24 protein-coding genes and 1 tRNA gene are annotated in these 26,204 nt (G+C 49.3%); 19 read left to right on the forward strand and 6 right to left on the reverse strand.

Going from position 1 to position 26,204, the window contains the following annotated elements:
* The first annotated feature begins 94 nt into the window (after window positions 1-94).
* Window positions 95-2,200: an SH3 domain-containing protein gene (locus M1L66_RS10695; protein WP_434692826.1), complete on the forward strand. Its 2,106-nt coding sequence runs from the start codon at window positions 95-97 to the stop codon at window positions 2,198-2,200.
* Between the two features lie 20 nt (window positions 2,201-2,220).
* The gene (locus M1L66_RS10700) at window positions 2,221-4,404 is read left to right on the forward strand and encodes a cadherin-like beta sandwich domain-containing protein (protein WP_434692829.1); all 2,184 of its coding nucleotides are present in this window, start codon (window positions 2,221-2,223) and stop codon (window positions 4,402-4,404) included.
* Between the two features lie 204 nt (window positions 4,405-4,608).
* Here M1L66_RS10700 and M1L66_RS10705 read toward each other — a convergent pair whose 3' ends face one another.
* The 5 genes from M1L66_RS10705 to M1L66_RS10725 form a co-directional block, all read right to left on the reverse strand.
* Window positions 4,609-5,598 carry a hypothetical protein gene (locus M1L66_RS10705; protein ID WP_434692832.1) on the reverse strand — a complete coding sequence of 330 codons (990 nt, stop codon included), beginning with the start codon at window positions 5,596-5,598 and terminating at the stop codon, window positions 4,609-4,611.
* 98 nt (window positions 5,599-5,696) lie between these two features.
* Entirely contained in the window at window positions 5,697-6,134 is a 438-nt protein-coding gene (locus M1L66_RS10710) for a hypothetical protein (protein ID WP_187021500.1), read from the reverse strand.
* Window positions 6,135-6,351: 217 nt separating this feature from the next.
* Window positions 6,352-6,582 (reverse strand): hypothetical protein, encoded by a 231-nt coding sequence (locus M1L66_RS10715; RefSeq protein WP_187021498.1) that lies wholly within the window; start codon window positions 6,580-6,582, stop codon window positions 6,352-6,354.
* Window positions 6,583-6,584: 2 nt separating this feature from the next.
* Entirely contained in the window at window positions 6,585-7,718 is a 1,134-nt protein-coding gene (locus tag M1L66_RS10720) for a M56 family metallopeptidase (protein ID WP_434692836.1), read from the reverse strand.
* Window positions 7,719-7,721: 3 nt separating this feature from the next.
* Window positions 7,722-8,102 carry a BlaI/MecI/CopY family transcriptional regulator gene (locus M1L66_RS10725; RefSeq protein ID WP_187021494.1) on the reverse strand — a complete coding sequence of 127 codons (381 nt, stop codon included), beginning with the start codon at window positions 8,100-8,102 and terminating at the stop codon, window positions 7,722-7,724.
* A gap of 237 nt (window positions 8,103-8,339) precedes the next feature.
* Between M1L66_RS10725 and M1L66_RS10730 the strand changes: the two genes are divergently transcribed.
* The 9 genes from M1L66_RS10730 (at window position 8,340) to M1L66_RS10770 (ending at window position 16,689) form a co-directional block, all read left to right on the forward strand.
* On the forward strand, window positions 8,340-8,726 hold the full coding sequence (locus M1L66_RS10730; RefSeq protein WP_038256689.1) for a GntR family transcriptional regulator: 387 nt from the start codon (window positions 8,340-8,342) through the stop codon (window positions 8,724-8,726).
* Between the two features lie 320 nt (window positions 8,727-9,046).
* Window positions 9,047-9,622, forward strand: coding sequence for a UvrB/UvrC motif-containing protein (locus M1L66_RS10735; RefSeq protein WP_002600466.1), 576 nt, complete (start codon window positions 9,047-9,049; stop codon window positions 9,620-9,622).
* Window positions 9,615-10,649, forward strand: coding sequence for an ATP--guanido phosphotransferase (locus tag M1L66_RS10740; protein ID WP_110325831.1), 1,035 nt, complete (start codon window positions 9,615-9,617; stop codon window positions 10,647-10,649). The genes M1L66_RS10735 and M1L66_RS10740 overlap by 8 nt, the downstream gene beginning before the upstream one ends.
* A gap of 14 nt (window positions 10,650-10,663) precedes the next feature.
* On the forward strand, window positions 10,664-13,114 hold the full coding sequence (locus tag M1L66_RS10745; protein WP_434692842.1) for an ATP-dependent Clp protease ATP-binding subunit: 2,451 nt from the start codon (window positions 10,664-10,666) through the stop codon (window positions 13,112-13,114).
* A gap of 99 nt (window positions 13,115-13,213) precedes the next feature.
* The gene (locus M1L66_RS10750; protein ID WP_002600463.1) at window positions 13,214-13,627 is read left to right on the forward strand and encodes a hypothetical protein; all 414 of its coding nucleotides are present in this window, start codon (window positions 13,214-13,216) and stop codon (window positions 13,625-13,627) included.
* Window positions 13,628-13,690: 63 nt separating this feature from the next.
* Window positions 13,691-15,094, forward strand: coding sequence for a DNA repair protein RadA (radA, locus tag M1L66_RS10755; protein ID WP_434692845.1), 1,404 nt, complete (start codon window positions 13,691-13,693; stop codon window positions 15,092-15,094).
* Window positions 15,095-15,187: 93 nt separating this feature from the next.
* Window positions 15,188-15,664 carry a metallophosphoesterase family protein gene (locus tag M1L66_RS10760; protein ID WP_434692848.1) on the forward strand — a complete coding sequence of 159 codons (477 nt, stop codon included), beginning with the start codon at window positions 15,188-15,190 and terminating at the stop codon, window positions 15,662-15,664.
* Window positions 15,661-16,233 (forward strand): DUF6434 domain-containing protein, encoded by a 573-nt coding sequence (locus M1L66_RS10765; RefSeq protein WP_187021483.1) that lies wholly within the window; start codon window positions 15,661-15,663, stop codon window positions 16,231-16,233. The genes M1L66_RS10760 and M1L66_RS10765 overlap by 4 nt, the downstream gene beginning before the upstream one ends.
* 15 nt (window positions 16,234-16,248) lie before the next feature.
* Window positions 16,249-16,689, forward strand: coding sequence for a GNAT family N-acetyltransferase (locus M1L66_RS10770; protein ID WP_187021481.1), 441 nt, complete (start codon window positions 16,249-16,251; stop codon window positions 16,687-16,689).
* Window positions 16,690-16,918: 229 nt separating this feature from the next.
* Here the strand turns inward: M1L66_RS10770 and M1L66_RS10775 are convergent, their stop codons facing one another.
* Complete coding sequence (locus M1L66_RS10775) at window positions 16,919-17,809, reverse strand: LysR family transcriptional regulator (RefSeq protein WP_187021479.1); 891 nt, start codon at window positions 17,807-17,809, stop codon at window positions 16,919-16,921.
* Window positions 17,810-17,962: 153 nt separating this feature from the next.
* On the opposite strand from M1L66_RS10775, the gene M1L66_RS10780 reads away from it, so the two are divergent.
* The 8 genes from M1L66_RS10780 to M1L66_RS10815 all read left to right on the forward strand — a co-directional run bounded on the left by M1L66_RS10780 (window position 17,963) and on the right by M1L66_RS10815 (window position 26,199).
* Window positions 17,963-18,406, forward strand: a complete 444-nt coding sequence (locus M1L66_RS10780; protein WP_187021477.1) for a MarR family winged helix-turn-helix transcriptional regulator — start codon at window positions 17,963-17,965, stop codon at window positions 18,404-18,406.
* Window positions 18,407-18,408: 2 nt separating this feature from the next.
* Complete coding sequence (locus M1L66_RS10785; RefSeq protein ID WP_434692853.1) at window positions 18,409-20,187, forward strand: ABC transporter ATP-binding protein; 1,779 nt, start codon at window positions 18,409-18,411, stop codon at window positions 20,185-20,187.
* The gene (locus M1L66_RS10790; RefSeq protein ID WP_434692856.1) at window positions 20,184-22,085 is read left to right on the forward strand and encodes an ABC transporter ATP-binding protein; all 1,902 of its coding nucleotides are present in this window, start codon (window positions 20,184-20,186) and stop codon (window positions 22,083-22,085) included. Before M1L66_RS10785 ends, M1L66_RS10790 begins: the two co-directional genes overlap by 4 nt.
* 98 nt (window positions 22,086-22,183) lie before the next feature.
* Window positions 22,184-24,244, forward strand: a complete 2,061-nt coding sequence (locus M1L66_RS10795) for a methyl-accepting chemotaxis protein (RefSeq protein WP_187021470.1) — start codon at window positions 22,184-22,186, stop codon at window positions 24,242-24,244.
* Between the two features lie 162 nt (window positions 24,245-24,406).
* Window positions 24,407-24,477: transfer RNA gene (locus tag M1L66_RS10800), tRNA-Trp, on the forward strand.
* A gap of 192 nt (window positions 24,478-24,669) precedes the next feature.
* A complete protein-coding gene (locus M1L66_RS10805) occupies window positions 24,670-25,011 on the forward strand; it encodes a hypothetical protein (protein WP_002600454.1) in 342 nt (113 codons plus the stop codon).
* Between the two features lie 96 nt (window positions 25,012-25,107).
* Window positions 25,108-25,629 carry a metallophosphoesterase gene (locus M1L66_RS10810; RefSeq protein WP_187021468.1) on the forward strand — a complete coding sequence of 174 codons (522 nt, stop codon included), beginning with the start codon at window positions 25,108-25,110 and terminating at the stop codon, window positions 25,627-25,629.
* 327 nt (window positions 25,630-25,956) lie between these two features.
* Window positions 25,957-26,199 (forward strand): HPr family phosphocarrier protein, encoded by a 243-nt coding sequence (locus tag M1L66_RS10815; RefSeq protein ID WP_002600452.1) that lies wholly within the window; start codon window positions 25,957-25,959, stop codon window positions 26,197-26,199.
* Window positions 26,200-26,204 lie beyond the last annotated feature (5 nt).

Below are 26,204 nucleotides of genomic sequence, written 5' to 3' on the forward strand. Positions count from 1 at the left end.
ACATGGCAGTATTTGTCATTATAATAAATTGAATGCTAAATTTACATAAATTAGTATAATTGGAAAAATACTGAGGACATGTTGGGAGAGACAGATGAGGAGATATAAAAAAGCTCGTAAAATGGCGGCTTTACTGGCCAGTGTCCTGGTGATTGATTCCCTTGTGGGATACGTTTCACCGCACATAGAGAGTATGGCATACATGGAGAGGTCGGCGACGGTTAACGCTTCTTCGCTGAATGTGAGGAGCGGTCCTGGTACGACCTATTCTATCGTTACGAAGCTGACCAGCGGGGCGGCAGTAACGGTTATAGATGAGAAGACGGCCTCAGACGGCGCGTTATGGTATCAGATCCGGGTTAAGGGCTCAGGAGGAACTGAGACGACCGGATACGTTTCAAAGAGTTATTTAAAATTCCCGGTTTCCTACACGAGTGACGCCGATTTTGAGGCGTATTTAAACTCGGAGAGATTCCCGGAGAGCTATAAGGTGAGGCTGCGTGAGCTTCATGCACAGTACCCGAAGTGGGTATTCCGGGCTCAGCATACGAACCTGGACTGGAACACGGCTGTTAAAGAGGAGAGTCAGGTGGGACGCAACCTGGTTCACACAAACAGCATGTCTTCCTGGAAATCCATCGCGGATGGCGCATTTAACTGGGACAGCAGTACATGGCCCGGCTTTGACGGAAGCTCCTGGGTGGCGGCATCCGAGGATATTGTAAAGTATTACATGGATCCGAGAAATTTTCTGGATGAGACGAATGTTTTTCAGTTCCTTACCCATACATACGACAGCAACAGCCACACGGTGGAAGGACTTCAGACCATGGTAAAGGGATCCTTTCTGGCCGGTACCGCGGCAGGCGGCGGGAGCTCGTCTCCGGGAGGCAGCAGCAGTCCGGGCGGCAGCGGCAGTTCGGGCGGCGGTGATTCTTCCTCGTATGGTCCCGGTGTTTCCGGCGGAGGGCCGGGGGTTAATCTTCCAAGTACCGGAGGGTCTTCTTCTGGTTCAGGAGGATCTTCATCTGGTTCCAGCGGTTCAGGTACAGTCGAGAGCGCCGCTCCCAGCAAGGGCAGTACGCCGGGTGTCAGCCAGGAATCGCCTCACGCTTCCATCACACCGAACACGCCGCGCGTGCTCATGGAATACGGTCCGGGCGTCAGTCTGACCGGTCCTTCGGCAGATAACAGCAGCGGGGCTGTGACACCGAGCGGCAGCACCAACTATGTGGATATTATTATGAACGCCGGAACCCAGTCGGGAGTCAATCCCTACGTTTTGGCAGCTATGATTATCCAGGAACAGAGTTCAAGCGGAACCGGCGGCAGCATTACCGGAACAGAAGCAGGCTATGAAGGCTATTATAATTTCTTTAATATAGAGGCATATCAGTCAGGCAGTATGTCTGCCGTACAGAGAGGGCTCTGGTGGGCGTCTCAGTCAGGCAGCTATGAGAGACCATGGAATTCCCCTGAAAAATCAATTTTGGGCGGAGCTCTTTATTATGGTAATAATTACGTAAAAGTTGGACAGGATACATTTTATCTGAAGAAATTCAACGTACAGGGGAATAATCTCTATAAGCACCAGTATATGACGAATATACAGGGCGCGGCTTCGGAGGGGGCGGTCTATGCGAAGGCATATAACGACGAGATGAAGCAGACTGCGCTGGAGTTTAAGATACCGGTCTATAACAACATGCCGGATAACGCGTGCAGCCAGCCGACTACAGACGGCAATCCGAATAACAAGCTGTCGAATTTAAGCGTGGATGGATTTGTTATGACGCCAACCTACAACAGAGATACTCTGGAGTACAACTTAATTGTCGATCCTTCCGTTTCCAGTATTACTGTCAATGCCAGTGCCATCGATGGAAAGGCAACCGTGAATGGTTCCGGAACAATCCAGCTGCAGAGCGGCGCCAATGATGTGCGGATCGCCGTAACGGCCCAGAACGGCAGTGTCAGAGAGTACGTGGTTCATGTGGTTCGTCAGGATAACGGACCGACGTATTCCTCCTCTGTCGGAGGAAGCACCGGCGGAAGCAGCGGTTCATCGGCAGGCCCGGGCGGCGGAGAAGTAGGCCCTGGCGTAAGCAGCGGACCGGGCGTATCGGATCCGTCTTCCGGCGGCAGTGCGGGAACACCAGGCGGAAGCAATATCTCAATCGCTCCGGATGGTTCTAACTAAACGTAAGTAAGGAGATTTCTATGAAAATAAAACTGAAACGACTGATGGCCGGCCTTATGCTGGTCTGCATGCTGGCAGTTATGGGACCATTCGGACAGATGGTCTCCTGGGCTGCCAATACAAGAATTGCATTTTCCGACCCATCGGTCATGGTGGGCAACGAAGTGACGGTAACGATGAAGATTACCAGCGATTCCGCGTTGGGCAAGGCGGATGTCATGCTGGCCTACGATTCGGCCGCACTGGAATTTATAAGCGGCAACGGCGCGAACGGGGGAGCCGGAGCGTTGAAGCTTCAGGACACCACGGACGCTGCCGATCAGAAATCCTTTAGCTTTACTTTGAAGTTTAAGGCTCTGAAGGCGGGAAACACACAGATTTCCGTGACGTCCCAGGAGATTTACGATGCGGATTCCCAGATCGTAACGGTGGATAAGCAGGGCGGTTCCACTGTCAAGGTGACTTCCCCGGCCTCCTCCTCCAAGGATGCCGCGCTCAAGTCTCTGAAGATATCACCAGGCGAGCTGACTCCGGAATTTTCACCGGAGGTGGATAGCTACACGGCTTCCGTGGATGGCAGCACCGCAGATTTAGTCGTGAACGCAGTGGCGGCTAATGCAGGCGCCAGTGTGACGCTTCAGGGTGACAAGGGCTTAAAGGCCGGAGAGAATCAGGTCGTGGTCAACGTTACGGCAGAGGATGGCCAGACCGTTAAGAACTACACAATCGTAGTGACGAAGGCGGAAGGCGGTGAGACGACACCGGGCGGAAGCAGCGGAGCGGACGTATCCGCAGAATTTGGTGATGCCGCTGTGACGGTGAACGGTACGGAATATAAGGTGGCGGCTTCCTTCGACGAGTCAGCACTGCCGGAAGGCTTTGAAGCGAGCACCTATGATTATAAGGGAACGGAAGTTATGGCCGGAAAGGGTCTCGAAAAAGATCTGACTCTCCTGTATCTCCAGGATGCGGGCGGAAACGGCGGCTTCTACATCTATAACGCAGAAGCAGATTCCTGGTCACAGTTCGTCTCTGTGGAGACAAGCTCCAAGGCGATTGTTATCGTGCCGCTTGATGCGGGTATAACGGTTCCGGAAGGCTTCGAGGAACGCCAGATCGATATCGACGGAATCCGTGTAACCGGTTGGGTACCGAAGTCTGAAGGCGATCCGCAGTACTGTCTGTTCTATGCGATGAACTGGAACGGAGAGAAGAACTTCTACCGGTATGATTTAACGGAAAAGACAATCCAGCGGTATTACGCTTCCGGCGTTTCCATGGATTCTTATAACAAGATGAAAGAGGATTACAACAGCCTCGTCCGCGATTATAACCTGCAGCGGTATATCTTAATTGGTGTGGGTGTGCTGGCATTTATCCTTCTGATCGTGATTATCGTCCTTTTAAAACGGGGCGGCAATGGTTCTGACGGAGGTTTCCGGGAAGAACGGCGCGGCAGAGATGAGGAGCCGGAAGGCTTCTTCACAGAACCGGAGAGCCAGGCAGGCCGTGTGCGCCGCTACAGCCGTGATGAGTTTGAAGGGGACGGGGAAGTGCCTCTGAAGGCACAGGAAGAACCGGAAGATGATGATTTCGAGATGGAAGACAGCCTCGATGATATGGAGAAGAAGCTGTCGGCCCATCTGGCGGAAGAAATAGAGCGGGACACAGCCGGACCGCAGAGAACCGCAAGAGAACAGACACCGGGCCGGCCACAGCCGAATGCAGCACCGCGTGTGCCGCAGGAGCCAGGACAGGCTGTTAGACCACAGCAGGAGAGCCATGCTGGCAGACCGCAGGCAAACGCTGCACAGGCGGGAAGAGCGCCGCAGGCGAATGCGGGGCAGGCAGGAAGGCCGCAGGCCAATGCAGGACAGACAGGAAGAACGCCGCAGGCGAATGCGGGGCAGGCAGGAAGGCCGCAGGCGAATGCAGGACAGGCAGGCAGGCCGCAGGCCAATGCAGCGCAGGCAGGAAGGCCGCAGCAGAATGCAGGAGAGGAAGGCAGACCGCAGACAAATGTATCTCAGCCGGGAAGACCACAGCCAGCGGCAAGACAGGCGGTCAGACCACTATCAAACGCAGCATCACAGCCGAAAGTCAATCAGCCAGACAGGCCACAGCAGTCCAGGCCGGACCCTGCAGTGCGGTATCCTGAGATAGAAGACGAAGATGATTTTGAATTTATGGATCTTGATGACTAATGGACAGGCAATGTTTTATGAAATTTGGGTAAAGATAATTTTAGTATAGATTAGTGAAGGAGCTTTAAATCTGTTATATGACAGATTTAAAGCTTCTTCACTATTTTAAAGAAATATATCACTTGGGGGCAATGACAGCATAGAGAAATAATTATGCGCATTGAGACAGTTGACTGTATTTCTCATAAGAATTATTTATAAAATTTAGTCAATTACTTTTAAAGTAAAGCGGACACTGGTTTTCACATCGCACCAAGTTCCAACTTGTATTTTTTCAAAAGGATTAAGAATCTTTAAAGCAATTACTTCATATAAGCCGACTTCATCAGGTGCAATTAATTGTATATCACCATAAGCGGTTTTGTTTTTATCAAATGTAAATAATTTGTATTCAACACCATCGACAGGAGTCTGTTGAAAACCTATAGTTACTAGAAATAACACTTTTTCCGAGTTATCAGTTGATAGTCTATAAGTCAAATGGAATGGTTTGCCTTTTTTTACTTCGATCATTTTTGGTAATGAATTGATATTAATATTTATAATATCGGCGCCGGCATCAGGTACCAAAAGCATGTTAAAGGTTCTGTCATCAATATGAGAAGGCTTATTATAGACAATCTTTTTATTTGAGAAATCAGCCTCTCCATCAAATGAAATATCATATACACTACCCATACCGTACCAGTCTGAAAGCTCTTCTAAATCTGCTGCATGAATGTTATGGCCAATTGAAAAGGATATAAGTAATTTGTGAGAGCCTGTTCTGTCAATTTCTTTAGGTAGAAAGAGTGTGAGTTCTATTTCATAGGAGTCATCTAAAGCAAAGGTATAAATATTATCGTAATTCCCATCAGCGGTAATTTTAAAAGGTATTTGTACATAATCATAAAATATAGTTAATACAAAATCTCTTTCCTTTCCATTATTATTAAATTTTATAGTAATTGGTTCATCCGGGTCAGTAATATATAATAATGAATTAGCTTTATTTAACTTATCATTTATTTTTTTATAACTATTGGAATTATACGCATCAATCCCCACACTGGTTTCCCAATCAGAATATCGACGATTATCCCATTTATGAATATAAACATTATTATTTTCATTATTTCGCTTACAGCTTACTAATAAAGGAAGAAAAAACGCTAAAACAATAACAATAAGACATTTTGAATTTTTAAAGTTCATTTTTATAATATACTCCTTTATACGAGCATGAGAGTTAACGCTGATTATCCTCGCTAACTCTCATGTCTAAATTTATGGATATTTAATAATATTATATATTAATAACTTTTTTTGACCGTTGTTGACTGTGAACCAGAAGTTTCTGTATCATGAATTATTCCAAGACCTTCCCATCTAATTCCTTCTTTTGGATTAGGATTATAGAGAGTGCCGGAATTGACACTTTCAGCATTAAAAGCATCATCATTTACAGCTTCTCCTGTATCGGGGATTTTTGTCTGAGCAGCAAGAAAATATGCAGTACCAGAATAGGTTGACACTTTTGTTGATGCTTTCTTCTTTGAACTGGTCATGGTTACTTTTCCCCAGGATGCTTTTGTTTTTCCATCAGAAGTGGTACTGACTGTTATGTCCATTCCATTTTCCATCATAGATGGATTTGCAGTGGTTCCTATATTTGCATAAGTCATAACAGGTGTTGCACTCATAGTCATTAATACGGCAAGCGATACTGATAATAATTTTTGTAATCTCATTTTTCTCCTTTTCTTTTGCTTTAAAGTTTTTAGTGAATAACAATGAAGTTTAGTTTATCCTCCTTTCTTCGGGTTGCAGTATTCGATATAATTATAACCGCTTGCAACCTCACTATAATTTTAATAAATGCAGTTTGGTAAATATTATAGAATGATAATAATATCAATCTATAGTTTTAATAATACCCTCTACAAAGTAATGTAGAGGGAACTACATTTAAACAGGCATCCACTCTGTCTTCCAATAGCCATATGTAATTGACCATAATCTTTTTTCTTTCACACCATCAATATTTCTATAATACCATTTTGTAACTTCTGCTTTTGTTACATCTTTTTGCAACGCCACCTCTGGTTGCTTTAAAACGTTAGACGTTGATGCCCAACTGGGGAAAATGAGTAGCATACATATTACAGCGCTTAACATGGTTACTTTTACTTTTTTCATAATTACTCCTCCTTAATAATTTCCAATTCAGAATATGGTAATGTGTCTAATTCAGAAGCAGATAAATATCCATAGGGTTCATTGTTAATATATAACAGATAATCATTATTCGATAGCAAAATAAATGAATTTATTGTATTAATCTCAAGAATATGATCTGCCTCGTTCCTCTCTGGATAATAAGCTGGCTGAACTATAATAAAAAAGGAAGCTATGAATAAAACAAATACAAGACTATTGATAACTAAATGCTTTTCTGATCTCCAATAATTTTTTCTTCGCATAATAACCTGAAATCGTTGTTTTGTAATATCTTCGGTCTTATAATTAATAAAATTCATAACGCTTCGGGTCAAATAATTATCCGTATAACTTTTTGACTGCTTAATTACATGTAAAATGGTGCTTAAATAATTTGCCTTCTCCTTTTGGTCCATATTTTCAGTGATATTATGATCACATCTAAGTTCGAGAAGATTGTCCACCTCATGTTGATATATATACATGAATGGATTCCACCAAAATATGTCTGTAAATATAGAAAAAAGAATTTTAATCGCTATATCTCCGCCACGTATATGACATATTTCGTGTTTTATTATTAGGCGCATTTCATCGTCTGACACATAAAGCGGCGGAAGATAGATATATGGTTTTAAGATACCAGTAGCTTTTGGCACAGAAATATTCGGAGTTACAAATATTTCAACATTTTTAAAATAAATCTCTTTAGATATCCTATCTACTTGCTCATCATGAACCAATAAAATTTTTTTTATGTATCGAAACTCATTAAAATACAGGTAACAGTCCTTTAATATCATAAAGATAATTCCTGTTATCCAAATGATTAGAAGTATATATCCTAAACTATATTGATTGTTTAGTAACGGTATATGTAACATTTTTAATATACCTGGATATATTTTATTTGAATGAATGACAATTGCATTTACTGAGTCAAGCGGCAACAATATCCTGATTACTGAAAATATAAATAGTAATAGTAAACACCATTCACCATATTTCACCAGAAAGAAAAGACTATGTCTTAAAATTAAAATTAGAATCAGGCCAATATTAAAAAAAATTATAGCACTAACTATAGAATAATAACTGATACTAATTTTATCCATGTACTATTTAACCTCTCCTTTATATTTTTTTAATAACTCTTCTAATTCGAAAATATTTTCTTCCGACATTTTTGAATTATCAAAAAGAGCGGCGAATAGTTTTTTTAAACTGGTTCTCTTTATAATTGAGGCTAAATATTCTACGTAATATTCTTCACATCGATCGGTAGCTGTGAAGGTACGACCGTAGCCTTTTCCGGTTTTTACAAACCCCGATTCTTTAATAGCATTTTTTTTCAATAGGCTATTGATTAGAATGTGAATAGAACTGTCTTTCCAAGATTTATCTTTTGGAGATAGCTGCACTATTTCTGTTCCGGTTAATGGACGTTTTGCATTCCATAATACCTCAATTATTTCCAGTTCGCTTTTTGTTAAATCCATTGTATCACCTCCACTATATAGAATTATATCAACATTAATGCATAATGTCAATGTGTTTCAATACGCATTCTGTTTATCACTTTTAAAAAATATAGTATTATTTGGCGATAGACTAAAATAGTAGAGCTTTCATTGGTTCTTTTTAAGGAATGTCCGATGTAAATATATTACATATTGAAAAAACAATTCTTGTGTGCTATTATGTGTATAACAGATATAACGAAAGATGGTGAGTATATGATATTGCAAATCGATTTTAACAGTGATGAGGCAATTTATATCCAGCTTCGGAATCAGATCATTATTGGAATTGCCACGGAAACGATAAAGGAAGGGGATCCCCTGCCCTCCGTGCGCCAGATGGCTGACAATATAGGAATTAATATGCACACGGTGAATAAGGCGTACTCTGTCTTAAAGCAGGAGGGCTTTGTTAAGCTGGACCGCCGCAAGGGGGCGGTCGTGGCCCTGGACGTGGATAAGATGCGTGTCCTCGATGAGATGAGGAGAGATTTAAGCGTCGTGTTGGCCCGCGGGATCTGCAAGAATGTTACCTGTGACGAGGTGCACCAGCTTGTGGATGAGATTTTCATGCTGTTTTCCAGGGGTCAGAAGGAGGAATAGCTGCTGCTGTCTGCTCCCTGCCTGGGGCTGCCGCCGTCTGGTCCGGCTCTGCCGGTTGCCTCTCGGCTCCCAGCTCCGGTTTCGGGCATAAGCAGTTCTAAACGTGCAGAATTTTTCTAAAAACCAGTGAAAATTCCCAAACTCGCTGCGCTCAGACAGGTGGACATTTCCCCTGAACGAAAAATTCTGCGAGTTAAGAACTGCTAATACCCTGCAAAGTCACAGGGAGCCGGGAGGCAACCGGCAGAGCCGGACCAGACGGCGGCAGCCCCAGGCAGGGAGCAGACAGCAAGGAATTGCCGGAAGAATGGAGGTTACTTATGTTATGTGAGAGATGCGGAATTCGCGAAGCGAATATCCAGTATACAGAGGTAATAAATGGCGTGAAAAAGGAACACCATTTCTGTGCCCAATGTGCAAAAGAAATGGATTTTGGACCGTATTCCGCTATTTTTGACGGAGAATTTCCGCTGGGCAAGCTGCTGTCGGGACTCCTGGGAATCGAGGATACCAGCCGGGTGCCGGATAAGCTGCACCAGGTGGTCTGTCCGACCTGCAAGACCAGCTACGATGAATTTATCAAGAACAGCCAGTTCGGATGTGCTGACTGCTACAGTGTGTTCGGCCCCCTGATGGAAGAGAGTTTAAAGCAGCTGCAGGGGAGCACCGCACATACGGGGAAGCGGCCGAAATATCAGAAGATTTCCTATAAAACGCCGGATTTAAAGGGCAGCGGGGATGAGACGGCGGGAGATGCCGTTTATGAACATGAAGAGGAGATTATGGAGCTGGATGCGAAGTTAAAAGAAGCGCTGCAGTTTGAAGACTATGAGACCGCGGCGGTATGCCGTGACAAGATCAGGGAATTAAAGAAAGGACATGAGACGAATGCTTAGATGGTTTGAAAAGACGGACGAAAAACGGCCGGGTGTCATCAGCAGCCGCATTCGTCTGGTGCGAAACTGGGAAGAGTATAAGTTCCCTGCCATGCTGGGGACACAGGAGAGCGAGGAGATGGTCCGCAGGCTGGAATTCGGGCTGAAGGATCTCTCGGAGGTGGAAGGCAGGAAATACGAATACGCCATGCTGGAGGAGCTGGAGGAACTGGACCGGGCGGCGCTGCGGGAGCGGAGAATCATAAACCGTGCCGCGGTGGAGAAGAAAGCCCCGGCGGGTATCATACTGTCTGAGGACGAGGACACCAGCATCCTGCTAAACGGCGACGATCACATCCGGCTTCAGCTTCTCTCTTCCGGGCTTCATCTGGAGGAATTATGGGAGCGGGCCGATGCCCTGGATGATTACATCAACGAACGGTTTCCTTATGCGTTTGACGACCGGTACGGCTACCTGACTTCTTTTCCGACGAATGTGGGAACCGGGATGAGGGCCTCGGTGGTGGTGCATCTGCCAATGCTGTCCTCGGGGCGGAAGTTTCCGGCTTTGATAGCCGACATGAGCCGGTTTGGGACGGCAGTCCGCGGCGTGTACGGCGAAGGGGAGGAGAATTTTGGCTCCCTCTATGAGATATCGAACCAGAAGACGCTGGGACAGAGTGAAAAGGAGATCGCCGATGTGGTGACGAAGGCGGCCATCCAGCTGACCAACCAGGAGATGACCGTCAGGAAGATGTCCCTCCAGCGGCGGCGCCTGGAACGGGAGGACGAGGTATATAAATCTTACGGTGTGTTAAAATATGCCAGGAGGCTTACGGCCAGAGACGGTATGATATTTTTGTCTCAGGTCATGGCCGGAGCGGCGGACGGGCTGCTTGTGATGAAGGAGCCGTGCTCCATCTACCGCCTCATGCTCGGCCTGCAGCCGGCGAATTTACAGAAGATATCCGACAGGCCGTTAAGCAAGGAAGAACTGGATATTGCGAGGGCGGAATTTATCCGTGGGGAATTGCCGGATTTAGAATAGGAGGACAGACTGACATGATAGACAGATTTACAGCAAAGGCCAGAGAGTCAATTAATCTGGCCGTCCAGGCGGCGGAGGAGCTGGGCCACAGCTACGTGGGAACCGAGCATCTGCTGATTGGACTATTGGAGGAAGGCGGCGGTGTGGCCGCCAGGGTGCTTTCCGAGAACGGTGTTAAGAAAGAGAAGGTGATCAGCCTTGTGAGCCAGCTCATCTCTCCGGACCAGACGGTCCGTATGGAGGAGAGCGGTTATACACCCAGCGCCAGAAGAGTGCTGGAGAACAGCTACAAAGAGGCGGTGCGTTTTAAGGCCAGACTGATCGGTACCGAGCATCTGCTGATTTCCATTATCCGGGACAACGACTGCGTGGCTTCCAGGCTGCTCAATACCATCGGCATCAGCATCCAGAAGCTCTATATTGACGTTCTGGCGGCCATGGGAGAGGACGCTCCGGCCAACAAGGAGGAGCTGTTAAAGGGAGCCAAGACAAAGGGCAGTACGCCCACACTGGACAGCTACAGCCGTGATCTGACGGAGCTTGCCAGGGCGGGAAAGCTGGATCCGGTGATCGGACGCGAGACGGAGATCAAGCGTCTGATTCAGATCTTAAGCCGTAGGACGAAGAACAACCCGTGTCTGATCGGTGAGCCGGGAGTCGGTAAGACGGCGGTGGTGGAAGGCCTCGCCCAGATGATTATCGAGGGAAATGTGCCGGAAACCATTGCGGAGAAACGCGTTCTGACGCTGGACTTATCCGGTATGGTGGCCGGATCCAAATACCGCGGTGAGTTCGAGGAGCGAATCAAGAAGGTGATCGCGGAGGTGATGGAGGACGGAGAAGTCCTTCTGTTCATCGATGAGATCCACACGATCATCGGCGCGGGAGGCGCGGAGGGCGCCATTGACGCCTCCAATATCTTAAAACCATCCCTGGCCAGAGGCGAGCTTCAGCTTATAGGCGCCACCACTATCGAGGAGTACCGCAAATATATTGAAAAGGACTCCGCCCTGGAACGCCGTTTCCAGCCGGTTACCGTGGAGGAGCCGTCGGAGGAGGAGGCCATAGCCATCTTAAAGGGCTTAAGAGGCCGCTATGAGGCGCACCACCATGTGACGATCACCGATGCGGCGCTTACGGCCGCAGTGAAGCTTTCCGCCAGGTATATCAACGACCGGTTCATGCCGGATAAGGCCATCGACGTAATCGATGAGGCAGCTTCCAAGGTACGCCTGACCGCGTTTGTGGAGCCGCCCGAGATCAAGGAGCTGGAGAAAGAGATCGAGAAGCTGGAGGATCAGAAGGAAGCCGCTATCCGGGACGAAGCGTATGAGAAGGCGGGCGCCATTAAAAAGAAACAGGAAAAGAAGAAAGAGAAGATCGATAAAATTCGTGAGAAATGGCAGAAGGATAAAGACACCAGGAAGCAGGTGGTCGATGAGGAAGAGATCGCCGATGTCGTCTCCAGCTGGACCAAGATTCCCGTAAGAAAGCTGGAGGAAGGGGAGAGCCAGAGACTGAAAAACTTAGAATCCATTCTCCACGAGCGTGTGATCGGCCAGGAGGAGGCGGTTACAGCCGTTGCAAAGGCGATCCGCCGCGGCAGGGTAGGGCTGAAGGATCCGAAGCGTCCCATCGGCTCATTCCTGTTCTTAGGGCCTACCGGTGTCGGAAAGACAGAGCTGTCCAAGGCACTGGCGGAGGCCATGTTCGGCACCGAGAACGCGCTGATCCGCGTCGATATGTCGGAGTACATGGAGAAGCACAGCGTCTCCAAGATGATCGGTTCCCCGCCAGGCTATGTGGGCTACGACGAGGGCGGCCAGCTCAGCGAAAAGGTGCGGAGAAATCCGTATTCCGTCATTCTTTTCGATGAGATTGAGAAGGCGCATCCGGATGTATTCAACATCCTCCTGCAGGTTCTCGACGACGGGCATATCACGGACGCGCAGGGACGTAAGATCGATTTTAAGAACACGGTTATTATCATGACGTCGAATGCGGGCGCGGAGAGCATCATTTCCCCGAAACGTCTGGGCTTCGGAGCGGTCGCCGATGAGAAGGCGGACTACAAGGTGATGAAGGACCGTGTGATGGAGGAAGTAAAGCATTTATTCAAGCCGGAGTTTATCAACCGAATCGATGAGATAATTGTCTTCCATCCGCTTAACAAGGGCCATATGAAGGACATTGTCACCATTATGCTGAAGGAAATCATGAAGCGGACGAAGGAACAGATGAACATCACACTCTCCGTGGATGAAGCTGCAAAAGAGTTCCTGATTAACAAGGGATATGATGAAAAATACGGTGCAAGGCCGTTAAGACGTACCATTCAGAGCAGTCTTGAGGATAGGCTGGCAGAGGAAATTCTGGATGGAGCGGTGAAAGAAGGGGATGAAGTTCTGGTGAGCCAGGGAGAATCGGAGTTAAAATTTTCTGTTCCCGAGCTCATAAAGAACTAGCCATTTGATTTGATTTCGTGTATAATGATGACAAGCGAAATCATTAAAGAGCGCTTCGCAAAAAGGATAAGTAAACAAGAATACTAGGAGGGCGTACAGATGCCGGTAATTGAAGAATTAATCCGCACAGAGCAGGATGGAACAATCAGTTTTGGTAATTACAAGTTAAGCACAAAGTCAAAATTACAGGATTTTGAGCACGATGGTGATTTATATAAAGTAAAGACGTTTTATGAGATTACGAAACTGGAGCGCAACGGCATGTTTGTCTATGAGTCCGTGCCGGGAACCGCTGTGGAACATTTTACCGTTTCGAACAACGGCGTGGAGTTTTCCGTCGAAGGAGACAAGGACGCACAGCTGACCATTCAGCTGGAGGATGATACCGAATATGAGGTATTCGTGGACGACGCGGCAGTGGGAAGCATGATGACCAACATGAGCGGTAAGCTGTCTGTCAGCGTGGAACTGAACGAGGAAGAACCTGTGTCTGTTAAAGTCGTAAGAAGATAAAATCAGAATGGCAGAAAGAGGCTGGCGGTTTACCAGCCTCTTTTTTAGTAGGAAAGGAGCAGCATGGCAAAAGCGAAAGCGACATCATTTTTCTGCAAAGAATGCGGATACGAATCGCCCAAATGGCTGGGACAGTGTCCCGGATGCAGGCAGTGGAACACCTTTGTGGAAGAGCTGACGGCGAAGAAGGAACCGGCGGCGAAGAGAGGTCTTGGAGCTTCCTATGGGAACGGCCAGGGCGGCGCAGGGGAAGGCGGCTTGTCAAAGATCAGGCCTTCCTATCTATCGGAGATATCGCTGGATGAACAGGACCGCATGCAGACCGGATACGAGGAACTGGACCGGGTGCTGGGCGGCGGCGTGGTGAGGGGCTCCCTCGTTCTGGTGGGCGGAGACCCGGGAATCGGCAAGTCTACTCTGCTCCTGCAGGTGTGCAGGAATCTGGCCGCGTCGGGACAGAAGGTGCTCTATATTTCGGGCGAGGAATCGTTAAAGCAGATCAAGCTGAGGGCCAACCGGATCGGGACTGTGACAGGGGAACTGAAATTTCTCTGTGAGACGAATCTCGATACGATTGAGGGCGCCATCTCCGGGGAGAAGCCGGATGTGGTGATCATTGACTCCATTCAGACCATGTTTCGGGAAGAGGTGACCTCGGCTCCCGGCAGCGTGGGGCAGGTGCGGGAATCCACGAATCTCCTGCTTCAGATCGCAAAGGGTGTGGGAATCGCCATTTTCATCGTAGGTCATGTGACGAAGGAAGGCGTGGTGGCCGGCCCGAGAGTATTGGAACACATGGTGGACACGGTGCTTTATTTCGAGGGGGACAGAAGCGCCTCCTACCGGATTATCCGCGGTGTGAAGAACCGTTTCGGCTCCACCAACGAGATCGGCGTCTTTGAAATGAGGGAAAGCGGGCTGGAAGAGGTGAAGAACCCGTCGGAATACATGCTGAGCGGCCGGCCGGAGGACGCGTCAGGCGCCGTGGTGGCCTGTTCCTTAGAGGGGACGAGGCCGGTGCTTTTAGAGGTGCAGGCGCTTATAACGCCTACTCTGTTCGGTATGCCCAGAAGAACGGCTGCGGGCACGGACTATAACCGGGTAAACGTGCTGATGGCGGTGTTGGAGAAGCGGTGCCACTATGAGCTTTCCCGGTATGACGCCTATGTGAATATTGCGGGCGGCCTGCGGATGAATGAGCCGGCCCTGGATCTGGCCATCGTCATGGCCGTGATCTCCAGCTTAAAGGACAGGCCTGTGAACCCGAGAACGATTATCTTCGGTGAAGTCGGCCTGGCCGGCGAGGTGCGCGCTGTTCCCATGGCGGAACAGCGGGTGAATGAGGCGAAGAAGCTGGGATTTGAGACGTGTATACTCCCGAAGACCTCACTGGACAAGATGAGGAAGATGGAGGGAATTCGCATGGTCGGAGTGGAAAATATCCGGGAGGCGATTTCGCTTCTGTAAGGGTGATAAATAGAGTGGGTACTGCCATTGCGGTAAAACCTGTAATGGAGTGCATCAGTAATCACCATAATAATGAAAGAAAGGAAAGCTGGTATGAGAGTCGGAATTCTGTCAGATACCCATGGCCTCTTGCGGCTTCAGGTAAAAGACGTATTAAAGACGTGCGATGTAATTTTACATGGCGGCGATATAAACAGAGAAACTATTATAAAAGAACTGGAAGCCTTTGCGCCTCTCTATGTTGTGCGCGGCAATAACGATAAGGAGTGGGCGGAGGGGCTGCCGGAGGAATTGAGCTTCTCTCTGGAGGGTGTGTCATTTTATATGGTCCACAATAAAAAAGGGGCTTCCCACGAAAGCGTATCCGGCGCCGATGTGGTTGTGTATGGCCATTCCCACCGCTACGACGAACGGGTCATCGACGGCACGCTCTGGCTGAATCCGGGAAGCTGCGGTCCGAGACGGTTTCACCAGCCCATCACCATGGCGGTAATGACCATCGAAGGCAGAGCATACCAGGTGGAAAAGCTGGAATTTGCCCATGAGGAAGCGGGAGGAGCAGGTATATGAGTGAGCGGCCCAGGCTGGACAGAACCCTGGATGGGAAGACCTTTAGAAGCTACTATTATCTGAAGGAAGAGCTGACGGCATTTTGCCGGGAAAACGGGCTGCCTGTCTCCGGCGGCAAGATCGAGATTACGGAGAGAATCGCCTGTTTCCTCGATACGGGAGATGTGCTCCCGGTTTCTGCAAAGACAAAGAGCAGGCCGGAGGTGGGAGAGATCAGCGAGGATAAAAAGATCGAACCTGATTTCGTGTGCAGTGAAAAGCACAGGGCCTTTTTTCGAAAAGCCATCGGCAGTGGATTTTCCTTTAACGTGTCCTTTCAGAAATGGCTGAAAAGCAACACCGGTAAAACCTACGGAGAGGCCATAGATGCTTACGGCCAGATTATGGAGGAGAAGAAGAAAGGAAAGACAACGATCGACCGGCAGTTCGAGTACAATACGTATATCCGGGATTTCTTCGCGGACAATGAAGGACGCACCCTGGATGAGGCGATTCGGTGCTGGAATTATAAAAAAGGGATTCAGGGACACAACCGTTATGAAAAATCAGATTTATCAGCACTTTCATGAGGAACAGGAGAAGTCATGCAGATAAGGAAAATGAGAATCGAGGATTATGAAAACGTCCGCAGGCTGTGGATGAGCACTCCCGGGATGGGACTGAATGATGTGGACGATTCCGAGGCGGGGATCGGCAGATTCCTGATGCGCAATCCCAATACGTGCTTTATCGCTGTCAACGGCGATGAGGTAGCCGGTGTTATCCTAAGCGGACACGACGGACGCAGAGGCTATGTCTATCATACCGCGGTGGCGGCTAAGGAGCGGAACCGGGGAATAGGAAGCACTCTGGTGCAAAAAGCGATGGACGCTCTGGAGAACGAGGGGATCAGCAAGGTAGCTCTGGTGGTATTTGACCGGAATGAAACCGGGAATAAATTCTGGGAAAAACGTGGATTTACGGTGAGAAACGATCTGGTTTACCGGAACAAAGCCGTGAAAGAAATGGTCAGGATCGATACGTGATTCGGGAAAGTATGGCCTGTCCGGCATCACCCCCCTGTCAAGTAGACAGGCTGAATATCTAAAGCAAAGTACAGATTAACGATCACACAGATTTGTGTGGTCGTTTTTTTATGCACTCCATTTCTCTATATATTTCTCAATTCTCTTATTGGTAGGAATTGGATATTCTTAAATTATCTCAGACTGTAACGCTTCATTCCTTACTTCCAATGGTGTTTTACAATGATATCTATCGCCTGGCATATGGAAAGTGCTCCTTCATGATGCGGATAAAGCTCTTTAGCATCTCGTTTCCCTGAAGCGTCTTATAATACGCCCCGAAGGAGAGCGGCTCCAGCCCGGCTACGGGAATCCGGATGAGGGAGGGATCCGGGGGAATCAGCAGATCCGGGAGTACAGAGATGCCGTAGCCGGCCTTTACCAGGACCGTCTCGGCTTCACTGGATTCGCAGAAGTAGAAGTCAGAAGGTGAACGGCCGCCCATCAGCTGCCCCTGGAACTGGGCGACAGCAGCCGGCGTCTTGGCCGGATCGTTTAAGACCAGTTTTTCCTTTTCTAAATCCGCCACCGTCACGGTTTCCAGGGCAGACAGGGGATTGTCCCGGGAGCAGACACAGGAGATGGTGACCTTCCGCAGCTCTTTGTAGAATCCGGGTACTTTTCTGGAGTCAGGCTCCTGAAATCCGATGACCGTATCCACCTCTTCCTCCTCCAGAAGACGGTAGAGCTGCCGGAACGGTACGACGCGAAGCTCCGGATGCACCGTTGGACAGGAGGCGGCCAGCAGGCGGAGAACATCGGCCAGAAGGAACATGTGGGAGTAGCTGTGGCAGCCGATGGAGAACAGCTGTATTTCCTGTTCCAGGGGATTCTCGAACCGTTTTGTGGCCCGGATGGTCAGGGCGAGTATGTTCCTGGCGTCGTTTAAAAAGAGCGTGCCTTCCTGTGTCAGGTTCACCGTGCGGGTGGTGCGCACGAAGAGCTTCACATTCAATTCTGTCTCCAAGGAGTGGATCTGATGCGTGACGGCCGGCTGGGTGATGCTTAACTGTTCCGCGGCTCTGGCAAAGCTCAGCGTCTCCGCGACAGCCAGAAAGCAGGAAAGTTGAAAGGTATTCATGGATTTACCTCCTCTGATTAATAAAAGTATTTTATTAATGATAACATTTTTTGAATTCACTTACAAGGGAAAATCGAGTAGAATCATTCGTAACCGGTCTGTTAACCATGAAACAGTTAGGGACCGAATAATCAGAAAGGAGTTAGAAAAGGCATGTATGAGAGTAATATCATCTGGCTTTTGAAACAGTTGAATATTTCCCTGGACCAGTATGGAAGGGAGGAGATGAAGAGTGAGGATATTACTCCGTCACAGGGCTGGGTACTGAATTATCTGTTCTCCTGCGGGGAACAAGCCACGTATGCCACGGATATCCACGCGGAATGTGGGATTTCCAGAGCCGCGATCTCTTCCATGCTCAAGGGGCTGAAGAAGGGCGGTTATATCGAGATGAGGGCGGTCTCCGGTGACGACCGGAAGAAACGGATCACCCTGACTGCGAAGGCGTACAGGGCCAGAAAGACGATCGAGAGTGTCCTGAAACGGCAGATGGAGCGGCTATGCAGCGGGCTCTCCGGGGAAGAACTGGAGCTCTTTACATACACCTTGAACAGAATGATTTCAAACATAAAAACAGATTGTGTAAAGGAGGAATAACTATGATAAAAACACTGCTTAAGCAGGTGAAACAGTATAAAAAGGAGTCGCTGCTGACTCCGCTGTTTACCGCGCTGGAGGTGCTGATGGAGGTGCTGATCCCGTTTATAACGGCTTCCATCATAGATAAGGGAATCGAACAGGGGAACATCGGCCAGGTGTATTTCTACGGAGGGCTGATGCTCATTATGGCATTTTTAAGCCTTCTGTCCGGTGTTCTGGCGGGGAAATATGCGGCAGCGGCCTCGTCGGGATTTGCCTGTAATTTGAGAGACGGAATGTATGAAAACATCCAGAGATTTTCATTTTCAAACATCGACAAGTACAGTACAGCCGGCCTGGTTACCCGAATGACGACCGACGTCACTAATGTACAGAACTCTTACCAGATGATACTGAGGATTGCGGTGAGGGCGCCGTTAATGCTGGTATGCAGCATGGCCATGTGCTTCTTAATCAATGTAAGACTGAGCCTGATTTTCCTGGCGGCCATTGTGGTTCTGGCGGCTGCGCTGGGGCTGATCATGACCAGGACGACAAAAATCTTTGACGAAGTGTTCCGCAAATACGACGACTTAAACGCCAGTGTGCAGGAAAATGTATCCGCCATCCGCGTGGTCAAGGCGTTTGTGAGGGAAGAACATGAAAATAACAAATTCACAAGGGCCGCAGAAAATCTATACCGCCTGTTTGTGAAGGCGGAGGGCCTTCTGGCTCTCAACAACCCGGTGATGATGCTGGTGGTCTACGGCTGTATCATCTCCCTGTCCTGGTTCGGCGCGAAGTTCATCGTCGTGGGCGGACTGACGACAGGAGAGCTGACCTCCATGTTCAGCTACGTTATGAGCGTTCTGATGTCCCTGATGATGCTGTCCATGATCTTCGTCATGGTGACAATGAGTGCGGCCAGCGGAAGGCGTATCGCTCAGGTGCTGGATGAGAAGGCGGATTTGACGAACCCGGAGAATCCCCTTATGAGCATTCCTGACGGAAGTATTTCCTTCAGCCACGTGAGCTTTTCCTATAAGCACGGAAGCGGGGAAGAGACACTTCATGACATCGACTTACAGATCAGGCCGGGTGAGACCATCGGTATCATCGGCGGTACCGGAAGCGGAAAAACCAGTCTGGTGAACTTAATCAGCCGTCTCTATGATGTGGACAAAGGCGTCGTCCGCGTAGGCGGAAATGATGTCCGCTGCTACGATATGGAAGTGCTGAGAGACCAGGTGGCTGTCGTACTGCAGAAAAATGTCCTGTTTTCGGGAACGATTCTCGACAACCTGCGCTGGGGCAGGGAGGACGCCACCTGGGATGAATGCAGGGAAGCGTGCCGCCAGGCGTGTGCAGACGAGTTTATCGAACAATTTCCGGATCAGTATGAAACCTGGATTGAACAGGGAGGCAATAACGTCTCCGGAGGGCAGAAACAGAGGCTCTGTATAGCGCGGGCGCTGTTAAAGAAACCGAAGATCCTGATTCTGGACGATTCTACCAGCGCGGTGGATACCGCTACGGACGCGAAGATCCGTAAGTCCTTCGTGCAGAAGATCCCCGGCACCACCAAGCTGGTGATCGCCCAGAGAATCTCCAGTGTGCAGGATGCGGACCGGATTCTGGTGCTGGATGACGGCCGGATCAGCGGATTCGACACCCATGAGAATCTGTTGAAGACAAATGAGATTTACTGTGAAATCTATGAGACGCAGATGAAGGGCGGCGGGGACTTTGACCAGCCTTTGACTGCGGCAGAGACCGGAAAGGATGGTGTGAGAGTATGACAGAAGAGAGAACGGGGACGAAGGGCCAAAAGAGAGATACAAAAATGCTGTGCCATGTCATGAAACGGATCCTGTGCTATATGCTGAAAAATTATAAATTTTCGTTTTTTATGGTGGTAGTCTGTATTCTGGGTGCGGCCCTGGCCACACTTCGCGGCACGCTGTTTATGCAGAGCCTGATCGATGACTACATTATGCCCCTTACGAGTGCCCGGACACCGGATTTTTCATCACTGGCAGCCGCCCTGGGGTCACTGGCAGTCACCTACGGGCTGGGCGTTGTGTGTGCCTATGCCTACAACCGGATTATGGTCAATGTGAGCCAGGGAACCATGAAAAAGCTGAGGGTGGAGCTGTTTACCCACATGGAGTCACTGCCTGTGAAATACTTCGACACTCATGCACACGGCGACATTATGTCTGTCTATACCAATGATGTGGATACCTTAAGACAGCTGATCAGCCAGAGCATTCCGCAGGTGGTAAATTCAACCGTCACCATCGTGACAACGCTGGTCAGCATGATCGTGCTGGACATTCCGCTGACCGCGGTGACGCTTATCATGACGGGGCTCATGCTGTTTGCCACATCGAAGCTGGGCGGCAAATCAGCGGCTTATTTTATCCGGCAGCAGAAAGATCTGGGAAACGTCAACGGTTACATCGAGGAGATGATGGATGGGCAGAAGGTGGTCAAGGTGTTCTGCCATGAGGAGAAGAGCCTGGAGCAGTTCCGCCGGATCAATGAGGAACTGCGGGAGAGCGCCAATCTGGCCAACAAGTTTTCGAACATCATGATGCCTGTCAACGCGAACCTTGGAAATATCAGCTATGTGCTTTGTGCGGTCGTCGGCGCGGTCATGGCGCTGGGCGGCTATTGGGGGCTGACGCTGGGAACGCTGGTTTCATTTTTAACGCTCAATAAGAACTTTACGCAGCCTGTGACCCAGATCAGCCAGCAGATGAACAGCATCGCCATGGCCATGGCCGGAGCGGAGCGTATTTTCCGAATGCTGGACGAAGAGCCGGAGGAAGATCACGGCTATGTGGAACTGGTCAACTCGGATATGACGCCTGACGGCAGCATCACGGAAACAAAGGAGAGAACCGGCATGTGGGCGTGGAAGCACCCCCACAAGGAGGATGGGACCGTTACCTATACAAAACTGGAAGGCGATGTGACGTTCAACGATGTGGATTTTGGCTACGACGACAACAAGATCGTACTGCATGGCATCAGGCTTTACGCCACGCCAGGACAGAAGATCGCGTTTGTCGGAAGCACGGGAGCCGGAAAAACCACCATCACCAACTTAATCAACCGGTTCTATGACATTCAGGATGGAAAGATCCGCTATGACAACATCAATATCAATAAGATTAAGAAGCCGGATTTAAGGCGGTCCATGGGAATGGTCCTTCAGGATACCCATTTATTTACCGGAACCGTTATCGATAACATCCGGTACGGACGTCTTGATGCGACGGATGAGGAGTGTATCGCGGCCGCGAAGCTGGCCAATGCCCATGGCTTTATTAAACGCCTTCCGGATGGCTATGATACCATGCTGACCGGAGATGGGGCGAACTTAAGCCAGGGCCAGCGGCAGCTTCTCTCCATTGCCAGGGCCGCGGTTGCAGACCCGCCTGTGCTGATTCTCGACGAGGCCACCTCCTCCATCGATACGCGCACCGAAACGCTGGTGCAGGAAGGCATGGACCGGCTCATGAGGGGGAGAACCACATTTGTGATCGCCCACAGGCTGTCTACCGTGCGCAATTCAGACTGCATCATGGTTCTGGAACAGGGCAGAGTTATCGAGCGGGGAACCCATGAGGAACTGATCGGGGAAAGGGGCCGGTACTACCAGCTGTATACCGGAAATGCGATCGGATAACCGGACTGGGCCGTATCTGGCATATTGCCGGAACTTTTTTACAAATCGTTTGCCCGTTATACCTTTAAGTATTATAATGGTCAGTAAGGAGGGGCAAAATGATCGAAAATGTTGAAAAAGCAAAGAATCACGCGCCGGAAAAGACGGGGCGAAAGGAAAAACGGGCGACCATATCCGGAAAGATTAATAAGCGCCTGATCAGCATCCTGTTCCCGGCGCTGGCAGTTCTGATTTTTGTTACCTGCTATATCGCCGCACTGGCGGTTACCAACCTGAGCTATCAGGTGACCGAGGGCCAGACGAAGAATGCGGTGGACACGGTAGATGAGTTCTTTAACGGCAAGAAGAGCGCCGTGGGAATTTTAAGCTATAATGAAGAGCTTCGCCGGCTGCTGGAAGAGGCGCCGACCGCGGAGCAGATTGCCGGGGCGCCGGGGAAAGAGGCGGCGGTTACGCTGCTGGAGCGGGCCTACGACACCATGGTTTCTGACGGAGTACAGGCCGTATGGCTGGCCGGAATCGGCAACGACACGTATCTGATGCAGACCGGAGAGGCGTGGACCGCCGATCTGGCCGGTATCGACTGGGACGAACAGGTTCTGGAGACGATGGGGCCGGTTGTGACGGATCCGTTTCTCGATCCGGTTACCGGAAAGATGGTTATCTCCGTCGTGGCCCCGGTTCTCTCTCTGGATGACAGCAGTATCACCGGATACGTTGGATTTGACGTGTTCCAGGACCATTTTTCACAGCTGCTCCAGGATATCAGAATCGGAAAGGGCGGCACGCTGGAACTGGTTACCGGCGATGAGTCCCTGGTATACAGCTTCGATGCCAGCCTTATTAACAGGACGGTGGATGAGGTGGATAATCTGAGTCAGGAATATATAGACGGTATCCAGAACCAGTATACCGGCGCCATGACTTATACATATGAAGGTAAAAAGTATTACTCCATCTTTGCAAAGAGCGAAGCAACGGGATGGGCCACAGTCGGAAGCATACCGGTGGAGGAGATCAACGCCCCCAGAAATCAGCTGATCGCGGTCATGGTGGTGATCTCGGTTCTCATACTGATCGCAGTTATGGTCATAGTGATCAGGCTGGTAAGGAAACTTCTTTCTCCGCTTTACGACATTGCGGTCAAGGTGGAAGGCTTTTCCAGGGGAGATTTCAGCGTGGATCTGAAGAACGACAGCGACGATGAGATCGGCCTGCTGGCTGCCAGTGTGAGGGGGACCATCCAGTCTCTCAAGGACATGATCTCCAATGCGACAACGGTCCTCGCAGAACTCTCTGACGGAAACCTGCGCCTTACGGTAGACGGTGTCTATGAGGGAGAATTCGGGAAGATCAAGGAGGCGCTGGAGGAAATCGCTGCTTCCTTAAATGATACGCTGGGGCGGATCTACGAGAGTGCCGATCAGGTATCTGAAGGGGCAGCACAGCTATCCTTCGGAGCCCAGTCCCTCTCACTGGGAGCGGCCGAGCAGGCGGGAGCCATCGAGAATCTGGCTGCGGCCATTCATGAGGTCTCCAACCAGGTGGATCATAATGCGGGGAATGCGAAGGCGGCCAGCGATAAGTCGAAGGAACTGGGCGGTGAGATTCTGGAGCAGAACCAGCAGATGAAGAAGCTGATTGCGGCCATGGACGAGATCAGGAAGAATTCCGGAGAGATCGGGGAGATCATCAGGGTTATTGAAGACATCGCGTTTCAGACGAATCTGCTGGCGCTGAACGCGGCCGTGGAAGCGGCAAGGGCCGGTGACGCGGGCAGAGGCTTTGCCGTAGTAGCGGAGGAGATCCGCAGTCTGGCCGGAAAGAGCGCCGAGGCGTCGAAGAGCACTGCGGCGCTGATCGAAAAGTCGGTCAGATCCGTGAAGCACGGGGCAGGGATCGCGGACACGGCGGCCCAGGCACTGGAAACCGTGGCCCAGGAATCCGTGAAGATGACCGATACGGTCGACCGGATATCGAAGGCATCGGCGGAACAGTCCCGCTCCATTACCGAGATTACCAGGAACATCACTCAGATTGCCTCCGTGGTGCAGACCAATTCGGCGACAGCGGAGGAGAGCGCAGCGGCCAGCGAGGAATTGTCGAGTCAGGCGCAGCTGCTGAAGGACTATGTCTCCAGGTTTCAGCTGGATAAATAAGCTTTGAGATTCAGCCTTAACACGGGGGACTGCCGCCGGCAGTCCTCCGTTTCTGGATAAACTTTCGAATTTTTGTATTTTTTATAAAAAACTGTTGCAATTTAAAAACAGGTATGCTATACTCTCATAGTGTTCAGATGAAACATGAAAGAAACAAGCCATAGGGGAATAGTTCAATGGTAGAGCAACGGTCTCCAAAACCGTAAATGGGGGTTCGAGCCCCTCTTCCCCTGCTCAGTAAAAAGTGTGAACGGATAAGAAAAAGCTGGAAAGTCCTTGATCAGTAAGGAGTTCCGGCTTTTCTTTTTTTGCGGAGTAAGAGTGGCATACGCATTCTTTATGCTTCCCTTTGAATACCGGATGTGTTATAATCTTAAAAAGAATATATGTTCGGGCTGAAGACCACTTTATGATGAGGTGCCTATATGAAAAAAGCGATACTATACAAGATCAGTTATTTGGTTGAAGTGGATGAAGAAGAGGTCAGCGACCACAAGGGAAAAGAGAAGTTCTGGAAGCTGGCGTGGGGCAAACTGCCGGAGCAGGAGATTGTGCTGGATGATCAGCATAAGGCGGAATGGCAGTCAACCAGCACGATTTATCTGGATCCGCTGACGATGAACTGCGGCCAGTGCGCGAAGTGTCATGGCTGGACCACGGACCGGGAGAAGCCTGATCCGATCCGGGGATTGTCGAACGGAGCGACGGTGAACGGCGAGCTGCTCTGTGACGAGTGCCTGCCGGAACATCACCCATGGGCTTTTTGAGACTGTGAAGCGCCCGGAATCGGTTGCTGTTAATCCCCCTGGGGAATATAATATACTAAATGAATTCGTATTTGTACAAAACAGCCGGGAGGAACTATGGGAGATATCTATCTGATTTCTGACACACATTTTGGTGATTCGGGGGCCATCCTCAGATATGAGGGAAGACCCTTTCAGGATGGAAGAGAAATGAATGAACAGATGATCGAGAACTGGAACCGTGTGGCCGGAGCGGAGGACACGGTGTACCATCTTGGGGATTTTGCCTGCTACTTAAGCAGGGAAGAGATTAAGGAGATTGCGAACCGCTTAAACGGGAGAAAGATACTAATTGCCGGTAATCATGACCGGATGTTCACGACCAGGGACTGGCTGGACTTTGGCTTCGATGAGGTGTATTTTCTTCCTGCTGTGCTGGAGGATTTTTACATCCTGTCCCATGAGCCTGTGTATGTGAATATCAACAGCCCTTACGCCAATATCTTCGGTCATGTTCATGGGAATCCCATGTACCAGGACGTATCCGCCAGGAGCTTCTGCGCCTGTGTGGAGCGGATTGGTTACGCGCCTGTCCCCTTCGAATCGGTGAAGCAGGCGATTCGGGATCAAAACAGGTAGAGGAGTGTTTTTTACCGGCATGTCCTTGTAATGCGGACAGTTGTGCGGGGAGGCACGAACCCTCTGGTCGTTTTATATGAAAATAATAGGGTATTTCTGTAAAAATAGATGACGTTCAAAGTTATAAATGAGAATCATTCCCGACATTAGTATTTGGTGATTGCAAAAGTGCATAGTGGTAAATCACAGACATCCTTCAAACAAAGCAAAATGCACAAGAAAAGGTGACATTTCTCTTCATGAAACGTAATTTGACAAATTGCGTCAGAAGTGATATAAATGTTTCAACAACTTTTTAACTGTTTATTTTGAGAAGGAGTCATGATTATGAAACAGTATAAGATTATGTTACCAGGCGTTGCCGAAGCAAAAGAGTTTGTTGCTGCTGCTACAAAATGTGATTTCGATATAGACGTATATTACAATAGAGTGACCATCGACGCAAAGTCTATATTAGGTGTGTTAAGCCTTGATTTAACGAAGGCTCTTACCGTGGAGTTCAACGGAGAGAATGTAGAATTCGAAACATACTTATTGGAAAAAGCACCGAGCAGGATTCATGCGGCATAAGCAGC

The organism is Hungatella sp. SB206, from assembly GCF_051132295.1.
Classification (GTDB): Bacteria; Bacillota; Clostridia; order Lachnospirales; family Lachnospiraceae; genus Hungatella; species Hungatella effluvii.

What these genes read in the sequence shown, in the direction of transcription:
- M1L66_RS10695 (WP_434692826.1), top strand. Translation starts at nt 95, where the DNA reads ATGAGGAGATATAAAAAAGCTCGTAAAATGGCGGCTTTACTGGCCAGT.
- M1L66_RS10700 (WP_434692829.1), top strand. Translation starts at nt 2,221, where the DNA reads ATGAAAATAAAACTGAAACGACTGATGGCCGGCCTTATGCTGGTCTGC.
- M1L66_RS10705 (WP_434692832.1), bottom strand. Translation starts at nt 5,598, where the DNA reads ATGAACTTTAAAAATTCAAAATGTCTTATTGTTATTGTTTTAGCGTTT.
- M1L66_RS10710 (WP_187021500.1), bottom strand. Translation starts at nt 6,134, where the DNA reads ATGAGATTACAAAAATTATTATCAGTATCGCTTGCCGTATTAATGACT.
- M1L66_RS10715 (WP_187021498.1), bottom strand. Translation starts at nt 6,582, where the DNA reads ATGAAAAAAGTAAAAGTAACCATGTTAAGCGCTGTAATATGTATGCTA.
- M1L66_RS10720 (WP_434692836.1), bottom strand. Translation starts at nt 7,718, where the DNA reads ATGGATAAAATTAGTATCAGTTATTATTCTATAGTTAGTGCTATAATT.
- M1L66_RS10725 (WP_187021494.1), bottom strand. Translation starts at nt 8,102, where the DNA reads ATGGATTTAACAAAAAGCGAACTGGAAATAATTGAGGTATTATGGAAT.
- M1L66_RS10730 (WP_038256689.1), top strand. Translation starts at nt 8,340, where the DNA reads ATGATATTGCAAATCGATTTTAACAGTGATGAGGCAATTTATATCCAG.
- M1L66_RS10735 (WP_002600466.1), top strand. Translation starts at nt 9,047, where the DNA reads ATGTTATGTGAGAGATGCGGAATTCGCGAAGCGAATATCCAGTATACA.
- M1L66_RS10740 (WP_110325831.1), top strand. Translation starts at nt 9,615, where the DNA reads ATGCTTAGATGGTTTGAAAAGACGGACGAAAAACGGCCGGGTGTCATC.
- M1L66_RS10745 (WP_434692842.1), top strand. Translation starts at nt 10,664, where the DNA reads ATGATAGACAGATTTACAGCAAAGGCCAGAGAGTCAATTAATCTGGCC.
- M1L66_RS10750 (WP_002600463.1), top strand. Translation starts at nt 13,214, where the DNA reads ATGCCGGTAATTGAAGAATTAATCCGCACAGAGCAGGATGGAACAATC.
- radA (WP_434692845.1), top strand. Translation starts at nt 13,691, where the DNA reads ATGGCAAAAGCGAAAGCGACATCATTTTTCTGCAAAGAATGCGGATAC.
- M1L66_RS10760 (WP_434692848.1), top strand. Translation starts at nt 15,188, where the DNA reads ATGAGAGTCGGAATTCTGTCAGATACCCATGGCCTCTTGCGGCTTCAG.
- M1L66_RS10765 (WP_187021483.1), top strand. Translation starts at nt 15,661, where the DNA reads ATGAGTGAGCGGCCCAGGCTGGACAGAACCCTGGATGGGAAGACCTTT.
- M1L66_RS10770 (WP_187021481.1), top strand. Translation starts at nt 16,249, where the DNA reads ATGCAGATAAGGAAAATGAGAATCGAGGATTATGAAAACGTCCGCAGG.
- M1L66_RS10775 (WP_187021479.1), bottom strand. Translation starts at nt 17,809, where the DNA reads ATGAATACCTTTCAACTTTCCTGCTTTCTGGCTGTCGCGGAGACGCTG.
- M1L66_RS10780 (WP_187021477.1), top strand. Translation starts at nt 17,963, where the DNA reads ATGTATGAGAGTAATATCATCTGGCTTTTGAAACAGTTGAATATTTCC.
- M1L66_RS10785 (WP_434692853.1), top strand. Translation starts at nt 18,409, where the DNA reads ATGATAAAAACACTGCTTAAGCAGGTGAAACAGTATAAAAAGGAGTCG.
- M1L66_RS10790 (WP_434692856.1), top strand. Translation starts at nt 20,184, where the DNA reads ATGACAGAAGAGAGAACGGGGACGAAGGGCCAAAAGAGAGATACAAAA.
- M1L66_RS10795 (WP_187021470.1), top strand. Translation starts at nt 22,184, where the DNA reads ATGATCGAAAATGTTGAAAAAGCAAAGAATCACGCGCCGGAAAAGACG.
- M1L66_RS10805 (WP_002600454.1), top strand. Translation starts at nt 24,670, where the DNA reads ATGAAAAAAGCGATACTATACAAGATCAGTTATTTGGTTGAAGTGGAT.
- M1L66_RS10810 (WP_187021468.1), top strand. Translation starts at nt 25,108, where the DNA reads ATGGGAGATATCTATCTGATTTCTGACACACATTTTGGTGATTCGGGG.
- M1L66_RS10815 (WP_002600452.1), top strand. Translation starts at nt 25,957, where the DNA reads ATGAAACAGTATAAGATTATGTTACCAGGCGTTGCCGAAGCAAAAGAG.